At 41.1% G+C, this 15,591-nt stretch carries 22 protein-coding genes; all 22 read right to left on the bottom strand.

Annotated elements, in window-relative coordinates; genetic code table 11:
* Positions 1–141 precede the first annotated feature (141 nt).
* Positions 142–645 (bottom strand): hypothetical protein, encoded by a 504-nt coding sequence (locus F885_RS05260; protein WP_005321344.1) that lies wholly within the window; start codon positions 643–645, stop codon positions 142–144.
* A 62-nt stretch (positions 646–707) separates the two neighbouring features.
* On the bottom strand, positions 708–1,277 hold the full coding sequence (locus tag F885_RS05265) for a hypothetical protein (protein WP_005321343.1): 570 nt from the start codon (positions 1,275–1,277) through the stop codon (positions 708–710).
* A 70-nt stretch (positions 1,278–1,347) separates the two neighbouring features.
* Positions 1,348–2,100, bottom strand: coding sequence for a phage tail tube protein (locus F885_RS05270; protein WP_005321342.1), 753 nt, complete (start codon positions 2,098–2,100; stop codon positions 1,348–1,350).
* Positions 2,093–2,275 carry a hypothetical protein gene (locus F885_RS05275; RefSeq protein ID WP_005321340.1) on the bottom strand — a complete coding sequence of 61 codons (183 nt, stop codon included), beginning with the start codon at positions 2,273–2,275 and terminating at the stop codon, positions 2,093–2,095. Before F885_RS05275 ends, F885_RS05270 begins: the two co-directional genes overlap by 8 nt.
* Before the next feature lie 7 nt (positions 2,276–2,282).
* Entirely contained in the window at positions 2,283–2,723 is a 441-nt protein-coding gene (locus F885_RS05280; protein ID WP_005321338.1) for a phage tail terminator protein, read from the bottom strand.
* Entirely contained in the window at positions 2,716–3,216 is a 501-nt protein-coding gene (locus F885_RS05285; protein ID WP_005321336.1) for a phage virion morphogenesis protein, read from the bottom strand. The genes F885_RS05280 and F885_RS05285 overlap by 8 nt, the downstream gene beginning before the upstream one ends.
* A gap of 7 nt (positions 3,217–3,223) precedes the next feature.
* Positions 3,224–3,664: a gp436 family protein gene (locus F885_RS05290; RefSeq protein ID WP_005321334.1), complete on the bottom strand. Its 441-nt coding sequence runs from the start codon at positions 3,662–3,664 to the stop codon at positions 3,224–3,226.
* An 8-nt stretch (positions 3,665–3,672) separates the two neighbouring features.
* The gene (locus tag F885_RS05295) at positions 3,673–4,029 is read right to left on the bottom strand and encodes a hypothetical protein (RefSeq protein WP_005321332.1); all 357 of its coding nucleotides are present in this window, start codon (positions 4,027–4,029) and stop codon (positions 3,673–3,675) included.
* 11 nt (positions 4,030–4,040) lie between these two features.
* Complete coding sequence (locus F885_RS05300; protein WP_005321330.1) at positions 4,041–5,117, bottom strand: major capsid protein; 1,077 nt, start codon at positions 5,115–5,117, stop codon at positions 4,041–4,043.
* 5 nt (positions 5,118–5,122) lie between these two features.
* A complete protein-coding gene (locus F885_RS05305) occupies positions 5,123–5,500 on the bottom strand; it encodes a hypothetical protein (RefSeq protein ID WP_005321328.1) in 378 nt (125 codons plus the stop codon).
* A gap of 3 nt (positions 5,501–5,503) precedes the next feature.
* Entirely contained in the window at positions 5,504–6,487 is a 984-nt protein-coding gene (locus F885_RS05310) for a hypothetical protein (protein ID WP_005321326.1), read from the bottom strand.
* Positions 6,488–6,542: 55 nt separating this feature from the next.
* Positions 6,543–7,817, bottom strand: coding sequence for a phage head morphogenesis protein (locus tag F885_RS05315; RefSeq protein ID WP_005321324.1), 1,275 nt, complete (start codon positions 7,815–7,817; stop codon positions 6,543–6,545).
* The gene (locus tag F885_RS05320; protein ID WP_005321322.1) at positions 7,818–9,269 is read right to left on the bottom strand and encodes a phage portal protein family protein; all 1,452 of its coding nucleotides are present in this window, start codon (positions 9,267–9,269) and stop codon (positions 7,818–7,820) included.
* A gap of 13 nt (positions 9,270–9,282) precedes the next feature.
* Positions 9,283–10,689 (bottom strand): phage terminase large subunit, encoded by a 1,407-nt coding sequence (terL, locus tag F885_RS05325; protein ID WP_005321321.1) that lies wholly within the window; start codon positions 10,687–10,689, stop codon positions 9,283–9,285.
* Positions 10,679–11,143, bottom strand: coding sequence for a DUF2280 domain-containing protein (locus F885_RS05330; RefSeq protein ID WP_005321319.1), 465 nt, complete (start codon positions 11,141–11,143; stop codon positions 10,679–10,681). The genes terL and F885_RS05330 overlap by 11 nt, the downstream gene beginning before the upstream one ends.
* A 59-nt stretch (positions 11,144–11,202) precedes the next feature.
* The gene (locus tag F885_RS05335; RefSeq protein WP_005321318.1) at positions 11,203–11,844 is read right to left on the bottom strand and encodes a putative metallopeptidase; all 642 of its coding nucleotides are present in this window, start codon (positions 11,842–11,844) and stop codon (positions 11,203–11,205) included.
* Positions 11,813–12,274: a hypothetical protein gene (locus F885_RS0120215; RefSeq protein WP_032859671.1), complete on the bottom strand. Its 462-nt coding sequence runs from the start codon at positions 12,272–12,274 to the stop codon at positions 11,813–11,815. Before F885_RS0120215 ends, F885_RS05335 begins: the two co-directional genes overlap by 32 nt.
* A 290-nt stretch (positions 12,275–12,564) precedes the next feature.
* The gene (locus F885_RS05345) at positions 12,565–12,825 is read right to left on the bottom strand and encodes a hypothetical protein (protein WP_005321315.1); all 261 of its coding nucleotides are present in this window, start codon (positions 12,823–12,825) and stop codon (positions 12,565–12,567) included.
* A gap of 392 nt (positions 12,826–13,217) precedes the next feature.
* A complete protein-coding gene (locus tag F885_RS05350; protein ID WP_005321314.1) occupies positions 13,218–13,982 on the bottom strand; it encodes a hypothetical protein in 765 nt (254 codons plus the stop codon).
* 169 nt (positions 13,983–14,151) lie between these two features.
* Positions 14,152–14,580, bottom strand: coding sequence for a hypothetical protein (locus F885_RS05355; protein ID WP_005321310.1), 429 nt, complete (start codon positions 14,578–14,580; stop codon positions 14,152–14,154).
* A complete protein-coding gene (locus tag F885_RS21130; RefSeq protein WP_212749841.1) occupies positions 14,577–15,212 on the bottom strand; it encodes a hypothetical protein in 636 nt (211 codons plus the stop codon). The genes F885_RS05355 and F885_RS21130 overlap by 4 nt, the downstream gene beginning before the upstream one ends.
* The coding region (locus F885_RS05360; RefSeq protein WP_005321304.1) for a hypothetical protein at positions 15,202–15,591 on the bottom strand (390 nt) is incomplete at its 5' end. The genes F885_RS21130 and F885_RS05360, both read right to left, overlap by 11 nt.

The following is a 15,591-nucleotide window of genomic DNA, read 5'->3' as shown; positions in this document are numbered from 1 at the left end:
AAAAAAAGCCACCTATTGGTGGCTTTAAGTGGTTTAAATTAATTGGAACTCAGAACAATCTTAAATGTCATGAAATCCATATTAGGTTTAGATTTTATATGTTAACTATAAATCTATATGGCTTCGGAGTTTTGATTGAAATTATTTCCTAACGTTCATGCATTTCAAATAAGCTTCATTTTCAAAATCAATCTCAGCTTTTAACATATTTTCAGGAGTACTAAATCTAGGATTCTCATATGCAGATATAACAAATGGTTTTATAAGCTCCTTGAACTCTGCAGCAGTATCAGTCGCCATAATACCATCCATCATTTCTGACATTGATGCACCATTTTGTCTTCTGTTCATAATTGTTCTGGCTGTACTTGATATAGATTTACAAATACTCATCCACTCACTATCAGAATATTTATGCTTTTGCTGAGTATTGCTATCTTGTATGTTTGTTTCCTTTACCACAACCTCACTTTTTGAAAGCTGCTTATCTTTATTTTCAGCGTCCAACTTAGCCATTTCCTTATTATGTTGTTCTGTTTGGATAGCTAAAGCCTCTTGCCGTGCATCCCGATCACTATTAGATTTCCAAATAAAAACAACCATTACTAAAACTAAAATAAAAAGACCAATTAATAATTTTTTCATGAAAATACACCCCTATATTTAGGGCTAATTTATCAAATGGATGAAATGAAGTCATTCAATAATTATTCATCCAACTGCTTTAAATACTTATCCCATCCCTGTTGCTTCGCATTGTTCGCTACGCGAGTTGCAATTGCATACGATTTGATTTTCTGCCGTTCCAGTGCTTGAGCTTCTTGCAAATATTGCATGAATGCGCCGTAAGTCATGTTCATGATGTCATCGTGTCTGTGGCCGTTCTTGATTAAGTAAGCGAATGAATGAAACCAACTGACCTCTTTTGTTTCTTTTTTTGTCCTATTCTGTATTTTATCTTTTTTAAAGTACGCCTCATTCACTTCACTGATCTTTAGAACCAGCTCAGCAATCGCCTTGGTTTGCGACGTATTCTCAATAAACGTTTTAGGGCTTAATGTTGTTACTATTGAAACCAAACCCATGATATTGAGCATCTGAGGCTCAATTAACGGCATGATTGTTTCTATTGAATAACTTTCTAAAGCATCTTTGATCTTAATTGCATAAATTGAAAATCGAGCTAAGTCTTTCACTTGGATCTGCTTCACTTCAATTTTCTGATCAATGAATGTGTGGGGCAATGATTCATTGTTTGCAATAAAAAAGTCATTCATAGAAAAAATCCTGAAAGGTACAGGCACAAAAAAAGACGCTTATGCGCCCCTGTGCCTGTAGTTGTTTGGTTTACGGCGATGCAGGAATATTCACAAAATGACCATATAAGCCGAGTTTTGAATCATTGGCTTTAGAAATATCAGAAAGTGCTTGGCCTTGGATCTGGTATTGCCCAAGCTCTTCATGAATAAGCGGGAAAGTCACCTCAGGTGATTTCTTAGTTCGCCAAAGCTTCATTGCCACTTTGTTGCCATTCGCCGTGTTCACCCCAGCAAAGTAAAGCAGATATTCCTGCTCTAAATCAGATGCGATTGTAGTTTGAGTTACGGCACCAGTTTTAAAATCCATCGTTAATGGCATTGTTAACCCAGCAACATCGGTGAACTTGATTGTTCCAAATACTGGATCAAGAACATACTTAGTGGATGCAACTTCAACTGGTGTTGCCGTTGAATCCTTTACCACCACATCTGACAAGTTGTATGCATCAAGCAAAATCATTTGATTGGCCACAACAGTACCTAATGATTTACCTATCACGGTTTCAGATGGGATTTCAAAGTTTTCACCAGAAAGAATGTATTTAATATTCTCTGCATTGGCTTCTTCAATGGTTCCTGAGAAAGTCACACCAGTCGTTTGAACCATGGTGAAATCGGTTGTTCGTTGCCCTGATGTACTTTCTTGATGCTCAAGAACATCAGCTGTAATTTCGACTTCAAATTCTGGCATATTGCCCAACTCTCGAAGTGCACCAACAACACCATTAACGATCGGGGCTAAATGGAACATACCCTGTAATGAAATATAGTCTTTAGCCATCTACTTTGGCCTCCGTTTTAGTAAGTTTTTTTGCTGTTTCGACCGGCTCAGGAACATGCTCTTTAATATTGCCCTTGCCTAAATGCTCCAGAATCTCTGAATCAGATAAGCCAGCAACAAAATCACCTGGTACAAATCGACCAATAGGCTTTACCGCTTCATATAGCTTGGACATAAGGACCTCAAAAGCTATTAATTAATTGACACTCGAACAAATACGGCAACCATAACTTGCCCGCTGCTGACATGTGCTGCACACCAGCATTTGCTCTCTTGAATTGTTTGAACCCTGCTGTTTGAGGGTTAAAACCTTGCATACGTTTTAAAATTTCGATGATCATCGGACTGGCTGCATTACGAATCAGCGTTGTATCTTCAAGCTGTGAACCTGCTTCCTCAACACACAAAACAACTAGCCATTGTTGGTACACAACACTTGCTGAACCGTTGCCTGCTGAATCTCCCACTCGATCATCCACATAGATGATGCTGATTGAGGGTGCAACCGCCGAACACTCAAGCATATCATCTACTGAGAACGGCGTATAAATCGCTTGAATTGCGTCAATTCCTTGCAGTCGCTCTTTGATAATTGTCTCTAAACCAAAATAGTTATCAGGCATCTTTTAAGAGCTCCTCCAAATATTCTTCAATCGCTATCAACATGTTTTGTGCATCATCTTCAGAAACACCAAAAATTGGACGCGCAGGAACAAAGATTGATTTGCGTTTTACCCAGCCACCCGTGGGAGTTTTGAAAGTGAGATATGGCTTGCTTTTGGCTCTAATGGTTCCGCCGTAATGCATAAGCTTTGCATATAGAACATCAGTGAGAATTGAAACGCCGTTTTTATTAAGCCGGGTACGGATTGAGTTTAATAATCGCCCCGTATCTCTTAATGTTTGGCCTTTCTGAGCGATTGCCCGCCATGACTTCTGCCAAGGTCTACCATCAGGTGCCACACCTCGCTTAAAACGATCGTGAACACCATCTAGCAGAATATCCCCAAGCTCATCATATAGATCTTTATGATCACCAGCTTTAGCCTCTACCTTTCGCAGCCAATCCCGAAGCTTTTCTTCACCTTGAAAGTAAAAACCCTGTTTATCTGCCATGATTGCCTCACTTCTTGATGCTTGGCATCTGGTTTAAAACATCATCACTAAATACACCGCCCCGATATGTTGTGCCGATCGGCATAGTGGCGGGTGTTTTAGCAGCAGGCTTTACTTCTTCAGTAGTTGGATTTTTAACAAGCAAAACGTTTGTGCCTTTTGAAACGCCCTTTAGATAGCTCATCGCATCCTCATAACGTCTGCGGACTTCTTCAGATGCTTTGCTTTTCCAAAGTAAGTAACGGGCAATATCACAGACAAAGATTTTTATATTGTCAGGTGGGTATTCAAGTGGGATGGCATACTTGGCACCAATCCAACCATCAATGATTGAGCCTGCATCTGCTATGGCTGCTTCAACAGACTCACCCCCCATCAAATAACGTTCTAACTGTGATACTTCTGTCAGGCCGTAACGCTTCACCATGTCGTCTCGTGTTGCGTACATAGTTCACCTTACTTGCTATCAGTTATACCCTTATCCGCTGTTTTATCAGCCTTAGGTGTTTTAGCCAATGCTGCAGCTAAATCAGCTTCAAGTTTTGTGACTTTGGCCTTTAGATCCGCAACTTCGCCTAAGGCTTTGTCCTTCTCTTCAGTAAGTTGCGTATTAGTCGCCTTTAGATCCGCAACTTCGCCTAAAAGCTTTTTCAAATCACTTTTCGATTCGTCTGACGGCGTTTGCTCTGGCGCTTTGTACTCTTCAATTGCGCCAGATACCAAAAGGGCTTGAATACGTTCCGCATCAAGCCCTTTGATTTCTTCACCTGGTAGGAAATGGCCTACCGACTGCTTTGCAATATACTTTGGCATACTGTTCCCCTTTACACGATAAAGCCAGTACCACCACAGACACCATTCTTATTCGAAGGTACTGCAAGTGGTGCTGATTCAGTCATTAAGTAAATACCGCTTGGATCTTCACTGTACCATTGACGGTCAAAGTATTTTGCAACTGCGCCGTTGGCCAACATGTTTTTAATTTTACATTGAGCAATTGAACCATTAAGGTCCGAAATTGCACCAAAGTAATCAACTGGAATGGCACGTTCTACGCCTGATTTTAAGCGGTATGTTGCGTCATACACCCAAAGTTCTTTTTCATCCAAATAACCTTTGAATGAAGCACCTTCTTGGACATTCAAACTTGGTTTATAAGGTACTGCGATACCAGCATATGGTTTAACAAAACGCTCTTTAAACTCATCATTGCTAGATAACGCAGCCCAAACTTTGCCAGACATTAAATAAGCTTTTGAACCACCACCGTTTGCATCAAGTAAGCGCTGCTCCATAGTTTCAATGTCAGTGACTGGTTTAGCACCAGCTTGATTCCACGGCGTAGCAGGTGTAAAGGTTAATGAAGCATCACGTTCATAGTCGACCATGTTGTATTCATAATCGTCCGACTGCAGTAAATACTTACCGTTTAATAATAATTCAATTGCCATTAGCAAGACTGAATTATCAATTGCATCATGGTTACGTTTCATCACAGCAATTTGAGCAATGACCATTTTTTCTTGATCAGATAACTGTTGGCTGCCAGTTGAGATGATGCCAGCTGTGCGTAATCGCTCAATTAACGCCTCATCGAAAGCGGTCGCAGGTGTGACCATGTTTTTCGGCTTGTAATATGCTGGTTGAACAAATTCAACTTTAGCAGCACGTTTGGTATCAAACGGCTTACCAGGTTGATGAGGTGCTACCAATGGCGCTAGATCATGAACGGTTGAGATTTCAGCCAGTGGAACTTCATCACGATCAAATGAAGGGCGATTGGGGAAAAACTTATCTAAAAGCCATGTGTCCATTGGCTTATAGTTGCTATGAATTAAAGCCAATTCACCAACGTCTAATAATTCGAGTGGTGCGCCGTTAACTGTAAATGATTGAGGCATGATTCTTACACCTTTGATAATTCAATTTTGTTTTTGGTTGCTTTGGCACGGGCAGCGGTATATTGATTTGCCAAAAGTAAAGTGCCGCTAATTGAAACCCCTTCAACACTAAAAACACCGCCGTAATAGATCGGAAGCTCAACACCATCAGCAGCCATTTGTGTTGCTTGAACCGCCGTAACATCCTGCCCGCAGATCACATCCCATGTGGAAGCGTCAGCTGCATGTGTTAATACGTTAGCGTTTGACAGTGTTAGCAAATCGCCAGTTTTGTATGCTGTCGCTGTCGTAGGTAAAGCATTTGCACGGCGAAGTTTTTCAACATCCAAAATTAATGGACGTGATGAACGGGTAACGTCCGCCAAATATGTTTTATTACCCATGGATTAATTCCCCTTGTTTTGAGCTGCAAATGCTTTAGCACCTGCAGAGAATTGATGTTCTTGATTGCCATTTCCACCTTGACCTTGTGCACCACCATTGGCCTGATGCGTAAACAAGTGAGCTAATGCTGGGTTAGGTTGAATAGCAGGCGTTGAAGATGGTGTTTGCTGTCCTCCTTGACCACCTACTGAGAATTGGCGAAGTTGCTTAGTAGCAAAAGCAAAGGTTGTATCGTCCATTGCTGTATAAGCTGTTTTATCTTCAGCACTGAATTGAGTTTTCAGCTCAGTTTCAAGCGCAGCGATATCTTCAGTACGTTTTGTTTCCTTGAACTGTTTTAATTCAGTTACAGCATTGTCTCTTTCGGTTGTAAGCTTTTGATTATCAGCTTTAAGTTGTTCTAACTCGGTCACGTCTGTGTCCTCTTGTTGCTTATTGAATTGTTTAGGGGTATGGCTTGCCGCTACTGCAGACGTATTGTCATCAGCACCAAGCGCACAAAATGAAACTTCACGGATAACGCCGTTACGGAAAATCGTGATTGGTCCTTTAAGTGTTTTGCCATTTACTACAACTTCACCACGATCAACTTCTTCGATTGAACCAGGCACGATGTAAACCGACATTTCCCACGGATAACCCTCATCGCTGTCTTGAGCGACTTCTTGGCCATTCTTGTTAGTGAGCAAATCACCAGAGACCTTTAAGCCTCCTTGATTGTCTTTGGTGAAATTACGGACCACGCCTGCACGGCGGCCAGTGTCATGATCAATTAAAGCGCCTAAGGGCGTTTTCATTTGAATCGTGTCCAGATCAAAGATCACATCCCCCCAGTAGTAATGGCTTTGAATCACTTCACCACTGTAGGCAACACCAGTAAAGGTTCGCTTCTTTCCTTCCTCTGATGATTTCTCAATATCAAAAAGATTGGTCTTAAACTGGTACGCTGAGATTGGTGGATCTGGCTTTTCGTTTGTTCCTGCCACTTTTCTTTCTCCATAAAAAAACCGCCAAACGGCGGTTTAATTAATTTGTAAATTACTAATAAAGACTGAATGCATTCTGATTTGCTATGAAATAGCGCACAGCTTGCTTATCTGTACGTTTCAGTACGAGTTGATCATCTGAGTTGCTTACGACCTCTAAACTTAAATCAGGGGCTAATAGTGAGCCATCTAGATTGCTAATCTTGCTCAGATCGATTGCCACACCTTTTGCATCAAGAATGATGATTTGTTTTCCAACTTTCTCGGCTTCTCGAAATAGCGTTGGGGTTTTAATTCCGATGATATTACCTGCAGTCAGGTTTAAATCATCAATGCCACGGATTGAGCTACCAGTGAGTTTGTTTGCCGTGTTCTTAGCAAAACTAAAAAGCCGGTTAAAAGCACCCATGATCTTATCCCAAATGCTTTTGCCTATAGTTCCCTGCTGATCTTTCTGGATCTCTGACTGTTTAAGGATGGTTGTTAAAGCATTTTCATTTTCATCTGACAGATCTAAAGTGATACGCAAGTCACTGGGGCGAATACTAGGATCTAACTTTATCGCTCTATCAACCATTTCATCCAGCTGGCCGCGCTTAACATCATCAACATCAGAAAGACTTGTCTTAATTTGCTTGATGGCTTCAGTCTCTATTGCTGATTCATGACTCAAGGTTTCAATTATGCGCTTTTCATCCTGAGTGTTCGACTGACTGGCCAGACGTGAATTGAGAATGCTTTCAGGATGCTGATCATAATTAGATGGCCGAAAGGACCAACCCGAATCAGGCTGAATACTCGGCAACTCATCATCTGGTGTAACGCCTTTTGATTGAGCTTGCCTTTCTGTTAATGCTCTTGTAGTGCATCGACATCGATACCCGTTTGGCGGGTAATATGTTTGCCAAAATGTATCGTCAATGTGCCTAATAACGCCGTCCAAAGCTAAATGGCTCGGCCTCACACGACTATCATTGATAGCCATGTATTCAAGATAAGGCCGTTTATCTTTATTGCGCTGCTGATGTAACCATTTACCATGGGCATAAGCATTTTGAGCATTCGTTCTGAATACATTGTCTAAATGTGCTTCAGATAAATTAATACCATCAGCCTCTACTAGATTCTGAAAGTCCTGAAATGTTCCACCAGTCTCAACAGTCTTATAGACGGCGTTTAGAACGGATTTAATTTGATCCAAACTAGCAAGCCCACTCACTGTAGATGCATATTGCCTTGAGTTTAGGTCAAGCAAATAATACTCAGCAGGCAAAACAACGTTACGAGACCTTGCATACACCAAAGCTTGTAAGAGGGTCATATTGTCCATTTAACGGCCCTCTTTTGAATGAACATACCCAAGGATGTCTGCAGCAAATAAAGCTCGGTCCATGAGCTCATTAAATTGCGATTCATTTGCATCACCTGCCAAGGCAAACAACTTTTCTTGCAAATCCTCAATGCCAGTACTATTTGCAATCAGATCCTTGATCACTGCATCTGAGAGTAACTGCATATTCGCATCAGCCAATTCATCAAGCTCTTGCTGTTCTTGAGATAGATCCTTAACACTTGCAGCAAAACTAAAACGGCGATTCGGTATAGCTTTAAATTGCTGTTCTGTCTGGCCTTGTGGAAGCTCAGCAACATCGCCGTCCATTAGCCCATACTCACGAGTAAAGTACTGTTGGGTTAGGTTTGCACCCGCATTTTTAAGCTTTACATCACGATCTGCTTGATCAGTATTCAGCTGCTTTGTTTTTTCGCCCAAATAAACTTCATGCTTAGGCCAGTTATTCAAAGCACATAAGGCATTTACCGTAGCTTGGAAAGTAGGTGTTACTAATCGCACATCTGCATTAAGCTTATCCTTACGCACATTCTCATGCACCTGACCAAGTGCACGACTCCCTGTGCCATCGGTTCCACTTGTCAGGGTTTGCCCTAAAATGACTTTCTGAATCTGGCGAATAAGAACGTTATTGAATGTCTCAAACGATGCACCTGCTGTGCCATTTGTGCCTGCAGTCAAGACTTGCACATCATCCTCAGAATCAATCGAAAGCACACTTTGAGCATGAGCATTAAGCAATGCCTGATTCATATCATTGGGTTCTGAATCTTTGCATTTTCCCAATAAAATGGGGGTGCCAAATCGTTCTAGAAACTTTGCCCAAAACTTAAATCCATTTTGCTTAAAGAAGTTCAACCAATACAGAGTTGCAAGTAATGCTTTGCCGTATGGCTGCTCATACGTTGCCTTGCGCCGTGTAAGGAAAAATTTAAGCTTTTGATCAACGACAATCTCTTGACCAATTCCCTCAGGTCTATAAATCAATCGACCATCATTCTTAGGTTCAAACCATTGCATTGGCTTTTCACCAATCCACTGAATACCAATGTGACCTTCTGGTTTTAGTTCATATACAGCCTCTTGAACCGAGTAACCAAAAAAAAGCGCATTAATTGCGCCTGTTGCTACTTCAGTGAACCACTCTTTAAGCTCCTGCATGAGCAATATAGCCTCAGGTGTATCACTTGGCTCAATGCGGAACGGCGTTGCCAGTAGTGCATCAATACGCGTTTCTACAGCCTGTGCAATCTCATCATCATCTAATAACACCTTGAGCCGATGCCGAGAAACGCCAGCCTTACGCAGTACTTCGTCAATATCAGGCTGTTTACCCAAGCTATAGAGCATTGATACGGCGTTTTGTTGGAATAAGCTTCCCGCAGACAAAGCCTTTTTAGAAGCTTTGTCTTCTTTCTTAGACTTTGCCATTTTGGTACCTTATTTAAAATGTTCGACTTCCTGCAGTTGCAGGTTTCTTAGCTTGACGAGATTCATTTAGATCATTGAATGCATCACTACATCCATCAACCTGATCATCATGTTTTGCATTTGGGAAGTTTCTTAGTTCTTCTATAAGTGCCTTATTCCAGTCACCCCGAAGCATTTTCACATTCCCCACATTGACTTGAGCAGCAAATGGTTGCGCTCTGGTGATCTTGTCACCCGAAACAGGCTCAGCTTTAACCTTGAACCCAGAAAGCTTTCCTACAAAGTTTTTTGCTTGAGATTTACCTGCCTGACCAGGATCTTGTGGCAAGCGGATATAAACACCTTTGCCATCCATCTGCGCTGTTTGGGTAATGGTATTTTCCACTCCATCAGGACCCCAACGACCACGAACCATGTCGGTGATGTAGATTGTGTTATCTGGCGCTTTTGCTAGTTTAGGACCCGCCGTATAATCACCTTCATTCTCTGTTGCTGCTAGATCCCATGCGCGACACTCTTTAATAATATCGGTGGGAATAGCATCAACAATTTCGATTCTATCTGGTTTAAAGAAACCACCTGCAGGAGGCGCAGGGCGTTGTTGATACTGGCCAGCAAAGACATACGGCGAAGCATCCTCCATAACTCTGAGGCGTTCTATGGTGTGTTTTTCAGGCCATAATGCAGAACCATCGTCTTGTATAGCTGAAAGACACAAATGCTCCCATTCTTCACCATTACCGCCGTCAAGCAACCACCCAGCAAGATCCTCTTCATGTAATCTTTGCATAATGACAATAATCGGCGTTTCAGGTGAGTTGGTACGGGATTCAAGCGTATTTTGAAACCAATCAATCACCCCATCACGGATAGTTTTTGATTTAGCTTCACTTGCCTTGTGTGGGTCATCAATAATGATTGCACCACCAAAGGAGTCACGAATCTTACCTGCACCAAAACCGGTAATCGTTCCGCCTGTTCCTTGAGCATAACAAACACCACCAGCCTTAGTGCGCCAATCATCCTTAGCCTTGCTGTCATCACGCAATACAAAATCAGGGAAGACATTTTTAAATGCCGTTTCCTGCACTAAATTACGTGTTTGAAAGGCATTGTTAGCTGCCAACGTTGCAGAATAGCTTATGTGGATGAACTCGCTATCTGGTACTTTTCCAAAGCACCAAGCCATAAAATTGATTACGGCGAGCTCTGTTTTAGAGTAACGGGGTGGAATGTTAATGATTAAACGCTTGGTTTCACCGTTAAATACACGTATGAGCGCATCACATACAACTCGATGGTGCCAATTGTGTCGCCACTTGTATTTACGGCGTTGCTTAAACAAATACCGAGAGAAAAAATAAAGATCTTCTTGAGCTTCAATTTGGATTGCTAGATCTCTGCTTGGGTCAGAATTCATTTAGTATCTTCTCCCTTGCATTTAAATATTCTTCTACTGTTGTTTGGGTTTGAACTGTTTTAATAGGCCCACCACCTGCACCCGTTAATTCCGTTTTATTTGTGTATAGCCCACCACTATCTTTTGCTGCTTGCTCCATGATGCGCAAAGCCATAACAGTATTCTTTGTTTTTTGAAGCAATTTATCGTATTGCTTCATTCTGTAATGTTTATTTGCGATGGGGATATCTACTAAACCTTTGTCAAATTTTTTTCGAGTATCCTCAAAAAGTTTTTTAAATTTTGCACTAAGGTTTTTCCCTGCGGCTTTTGTTGGATCATATGCAGCACATTGCATTCGATCAACTTCAATACCAAACTCTTGTTTTACCAGATCTGCTACTTCTTGAGGTGTATCACGGCATGCAAGAGCTTGAACTATAAATATTTTTACAGGCTCTTTTAAGGCTGCCATAACCACCTCTCCGTATGACTACGTATAACAAGATAGTCAAAAAAAATGAGCCAAAAGGCTCAACTTATTAAACATGTCCCACAGCACTTGGAAATATTTACATCATTTACAAACGGCGCTTGCTTCGCGACTTCAACAAGTCGCTTAACGTTTTCGCTTGCTCCCCATCGTTTGACCACACCGACAAACTCCTCAACATCGTGGCCAGTGAGATAGTGCTTAGGAAGGCCAGTCATATCGCTAAGGATTGGCTCACCATCCTCATCACGCTCTACCCCGATGTGATACAGCTCATGTTCGATCAATGCACAAAAATCCCTATCACTGGATTCCTCGCAAAAACTAGCATCGATAGTGATTAGATATGCTGGAACGTAACCGAACCAATCTCGCATTTGTTGCTCTTGCCGTGCTTTTCGCCACCCACCAACGTTAAACATAACTTTTTCACATTGGCCAGACACCATTTGTTTTTTTACAGTACATGCCTGTGATGCCCATGCAAAAGCTAAAAATCCCTCGCTATCATGTAATAACTCAGCGATATGGTCATGATCGGGATTGTGTAATGGCCCACCAATGGTTAGAAAGTTATCAATTACCCATTGCATAAGATCTGGTGCAGGTGCCAAGAGTATCGCCTCTACATCATCTGCCTGATCAATCAAGTCAGTCGGTGGAAATGGTCTTATTTGGCTCATTAAAAGTATGCCTCTTTAAATTTTTAAGCCATTGCTGTGCAAAGCTAGCTTGTATCTGTAATGGCCCCGCTTCATTAATTTTAAATCTTGCGGCTGACTCTAAACGAACGATAGTAAATCCCATTTCATAAGCGGTGTGTTCACGATCAGCATCATGTGAAAACTGTTTTCTTTTACGACCAGCAGACCAAGGTCCGCCCGCAATTTCAACCAGGATTCGATACTCAATTAAATGGAAATCAAAACGCCAATGTTTAGTTGATTTAAACTGGAACAACGTTTCATATTTAATTTCCAAAATCTGTAAGGCTCGCTCCATATCCTCAAAAGCTACTATGTATTTTTCATTCGCTTTCGGCAGCGGCCTGCTTTTAGGCTTGGTTTTCGGTGCACGTTTTCTGGTGAGCTTAAAATACTTGTCGATATCCATTCTTTCACCCGTATGTCACGGCGACCTTTAAGCCAGGATAATTTTTTAATGGCTAAATAAAATCGCTCATCTAATTTAGCGATTTGATCGGCTGTTAGGCCCTTGGTTGTACAACTACCTACATGCTTAAGCTCTTGTTCGGTTTCCCGTATCTCATTATCAATATTTCGATCCATGGTTTCTCCAAACAAGAAAAGAAAAGCCCCGCAGTAACTAGTATGTTAGCGGGGCTTCATGTGCCGAAATACTCTCGGCTAGTTGACTCGCATTGCGCTAATGCGAGTGAGGGTTTAGTTTAAAAACTTAGGAATATCATCTAGGGAAAAGCTCTGATCAATATGCTTATGTACTAACTTAAGAAGTTCATCAATAATTCGCTGATTATTCTCTAACTGAGTGTTGCTATCTTTCATTTGCTTAACAGCATCAACCGCAACAAAAGTTAATTTCTCGTTTTCTTCTTCTAGGTCTAAATAATCAATATATAGAGACTTATATAATCCCTCTAACTCTTCCCTGGAAAGATCTTTAAGACTAGGTAACTTGGCCATAATTGTTATTCCTGTGTTTTTCACAAGATAGCATAGTGATATGACAGAAATGAAAAAGCCAAACATAAAACAGCCCAGCTATCCAAAATGAACAACTGGGCCGAGTAGTACCGTAGTTTAAGGCTGACTGATGTGTTAAGGGGTCGCCAATCCGCAAGTAAATACTCACCTTTTTAGGTAGTCAATCCAAGGGTAGTGTCTTATCTATCAAAACTCCGCACCCCTCTCTCACCTCATTGACCAGATAAGATGCCTATTAACTTAAAGATCCCTAATAGGTAGGACCAGAAACGTAAAAAGCCCGCATATAGCGAGCTTTCAAATTCTTTCAGGGCGACCAATTTATAAAACGCCCATTTTAGAAATACTTATACTGAACCGTTCTGTTTATGTCAAGTCACTGCAATATAATTGGTTTGCTCTAAACTAATTTCATAATCACTTTCTTCATAGTGAAATGATCGCTTTAATTGATCGCGTATTATGTGCTCCCAAATTGTGATTTGGGATTCAGCAATAAGTTCAAACCGCTCATAACGTTCCGAATATCCCGATTTAGAAACATCCAACTTAGCAATCGTTATTTTTTCAAAAAGTGTGTAAGGTCTCTTTCCTGTCGCATTACATTTATTGCATGGTTTCGCACCGCATGGGTATCCTTTTGAATCGTATATTTCTAACTTACCTAGTCCTTGACACCCACCACACATACTTTTAACAAATAAATGACCACGTAAAACGACCTCTGCGATACCTTTGGCCACATTGGTTAAATCACCCTGGCAGTTGTTTGGTTTAAAATTCTTCTTAATCATTTCCTTGTGGATCTTACCTGCAAGTAAGTTTCTAACACGGAAAAAATCTGCTGAGTTAATGTTTCCTTTCTTTATTTCCACTGTGCCAGGTATCTCATCAATACGTTTTTTAACTTCAACGCCGTTTATGATATTTGTTTCATAAATCTTTTTAGCTTCTGTGACTACTGCAATTCTCTCAAAATCAACGCGCTCGATGAGCAATTCGGCCCACATCTTTGCACCAGGTGATAACAAGGCCATTTCACCAAGTACAATGCTTTTCGTAATTTTCCCTTTACCCTCACTTTGAGCAATAGCAAGACGCAACAACTCCAAAAAATCAAACTTTTCAACTAACATACATTGCGCTCCTACTACTTAAAAAACTTACATGTGAACTGAGTTCCATTAACCCAATACACTTCTTGACCTTTACAAACTTGAACCGTATTCCATGTGTTTACCGCCACAACTACGATGGCGAATATGATGAATGCAATAATTAACAACCAATCGTTATTCTGTTTTCTCATTTCAACCGTCCGAAAATTAACATTGCTGCATCGCGGCTGTGCTCGCTTGTTCTGCCTACCCAGCCAGTTATTTTTTTAAAATATTCATCTTTGGTTTTTGTTATGTTTGCCGCAGGGTGTACTAAATCAAATTTAATCCCCTGCACTTTACAGAATTGCTCCCAGATACTGCAGTCACGTTTAACAGAACCTACGCCCTCGCGTATACCAGCGCCCGACTTAGCTTGTCGCGCATCTGCAGATCCGAACCAGGTACGCAAACGTGCATCCTCAATACGAACAATTAAATCAGGGTGTTGTTTGTGTAGTTCTCTGACTTCCTCCATAGCTTTCGTAATGGTTAAAGTTTCAACCCGATTCAAAACACCTTTGGTGGCCACAGCAAAACCTGTCTTAACACCGCAATCGATACCAACTCGAATCATGATGCATCCCCCTTGAGCGCTTGCTCTTTCACCGAGGTAAGAGAGTTGATTGCAGTTTCTCTATCACACCATTCATCACCATGTAGATAAATTGATTTTCCACCTTTCACCCAATATCCACCCTCTTCGTAATACTCAGGTTTTCTTTCAAATCCATGCCAACCATCACGCATGCCTCTAGCTTTAAAGAAGACCTTAAATCCCGCCTCTCTATCCCACCTTTCTGACTGCAATGATGCTTCAAGGATCTCCACCCTCTTTTGCAGCTCATTCTTTTCCTGAATCGTTTTTCCAAGCAGAGTTGTTGTGCTAACTTTTTCTTCTTGAAGTTTGTTTGCTCGTTTGTTTTCTCGCTCAGCAACATCACTCAACCAAGCATTTTTCTTTTGCAGCTCGTCCACTTTAGATTGTTGGTGTTGGTAAACACACAAACCAAAATCTAAATCAAACGAACCGTATCCTCCTTTTTTGCTTGTGTAAGGGGTGCATCTGAGTTGTAGCTTGTTTCTATCTGAGCCGTGAGATTGAATAAATTCTTCAAATTCCATGCGCGTATTTTCATTAAATTCTTTCATTGATTCTTGATATTGTTCTAACGTATCAAATTCACTTCTCATCACTTCACCTTTCATATTTCTTGCAATTTGGAGATGTGTCACAGTCGCGGAGAGTTTCTAATTCCAACGTTTCGGTATTTCCGAATATTTGCTCATAGTCTGCGATGGCTTTTTTGATCTCATCCATTGAATAAATCACACCTTCACGCGTGATATGGCTTAGCGCGAATGGTGAATTGCTAATATCTACAAGACCTTTTAACGATTTGATTCCACCTAGCAACTCAACCAGTTCAACGCTCTCAACGAGGCGCTTGAGGTCTTCCAGATCAACTGGATTGAAGCCTTGCTTCTTGAAGTATTCACCATCGTTATCAGTTAAATTCCAAATTGGATGAAAGCCATTGTGAAACTGAAATTCGGGCTTAGTACGGAAATAATAGCCATCCTGAAA

It is taken from the genome of Acinetobacter higginsii, assembly GCF_000369845.1.
GTDB lineage: Bacteria > Pseudomonadota > Gammaproteobacteria > Pseudomonadales > Moraxellaceae > Acinetobacter > Acinetobacter higginsii.
This window is presented reverse-complemented; position numbering and strand designations above follow the sequence as displayed.

Coding starts and splice junctions, on each gene's coding strand:
- F885_RS05260 (WP_005321344.1), bottom strand. CDS start 645: ATGAAAAAATTATTAATTGGTCTTTTTATTTTAGTTTTAGTAATGGTT.
- F885_RS05265 (WP_005321343.1), bottom strand. CDS start 1,277: ATGAATGACTTTTTTATTGCAAACAATGAATCATTGCCCCACACATTC.
- F885_RS05270 (WP_005321342.1), bottom strand. CDS start 2,100: ATGGCTAAAGACTATATTTCATTACAGGGTATGTTCCATTTAGCCCCG.
- F885_RS05275 (WP_005321340.1), bottom strand. CDS start 2,275: ATGTCCAAGCTATATGAAGCGGTAAAGCCTATTGGTCGATTTGTACCA.
- F885_RS05280 (WP_005321338.1), bottom strand. CDS start 2,723: ATGCCTGATAACTATTTTGGTTTAGAGACAATTATCAAAGAGCGACTG.
- F885_RS05285 (WP_005321336.1), bottom strand. CDS start 3,216: ATGGCAGATAAACAGGGTTTTTACTTTCAAGGTGAAGAAAAGCTTCGG.
- F885_RS05290 (WP_005321334.1), bottom strand. CDS start 3,664: ATGTACGCAACACGAGACGACATGGTGAAGCGTTACGGCCTGACAGAA.
- F885_RS05295 (WP_005321332.1), bottom strand. CDS start 4,029: ATGCCAAAGTATATTGCAAAGCAGTCGGTAGGCCATTTCCTACCAGGT.
- F885_RS05300 (WP_005321330.1), bottom strand. CDS start 5,117: ATGCCTCAATCATTTACAGTTAACGGCGCACCACTCGAATTATTAGAC.
- F885_RS05305 (WP_005321328.1), bottom strand. CDS start 5,500: ATGGGTAATAAAACATATTTGGCGGACGTTACCCGTTCATCACGTCCA.
- F885_RS05315 (WP_005321324.1), bottom strand. CDS start 7,817: ATGGACAATATGACCCTCTTACAAGCTTTGGTGTATGCAAGGTCTCGT.
- F885_RS05320 (WP_005321322.1), bottom strand. CDS start 9,269: ATGGCAAAGTCTAAGAAAGAAGACAAAGCTTCTAAAAAGGCTTTGTCT.
- terL (WP_005321321.1), bottom strand. CDS start 10,689: ATGAATTCTGACCCAAGCAGAGATCTAGCAATCCAAATTGAAGCTCAA.
- F885_RS05330 (WP_005321319.1), bottom strand. CDS start 11,143: ATGGCAGCCTTAAAAGAGCCTGTAAAAATATTTATAGTTCAAGCTCTT.
- F885_RS05335 (WP_005321318.1), bottom strand. CDS start 11,844: ATGAGCCAAATAAGACCATTTCCACCGACTGACTTGATTGATCAGGCA.
- F885_RS0120215 (WP_032859671.1), bottom strand. CDS start 12,274: ATGGATATCGACAAGTATTTTAAGCTCACCAGAAAACGTGCACCGAAA.
- F885_RS05345 (WP_005321315.1), bottom strand. CDS start 12,825: ATGGCCAAGTTACCTAGTCTTAAAGATCTTTCCAGGGAAGAGTTAGAG.
- F885_RS05350 (WP_005321314.1), bottom strand. CDS start 13,982: ATGTTAGTTGAAAAGTTTGATTTTTTGGAGTTGTTGCGTCTTGCTATT.
- F885_RS05355 (WP_005321310.1), bottom strand. CDS start 14,580: ATGATTCGAGTTGGTATCGATTGCGGTGTTAAGACAGGTTTTGCTGTG.
- F885_RS21130 (WP_212749841.1), bottom strand. CDS start 15,212: ATGAAAGGTGAAGTGATGAGAAGTGAATTTGATACGTTAGAACAATAT.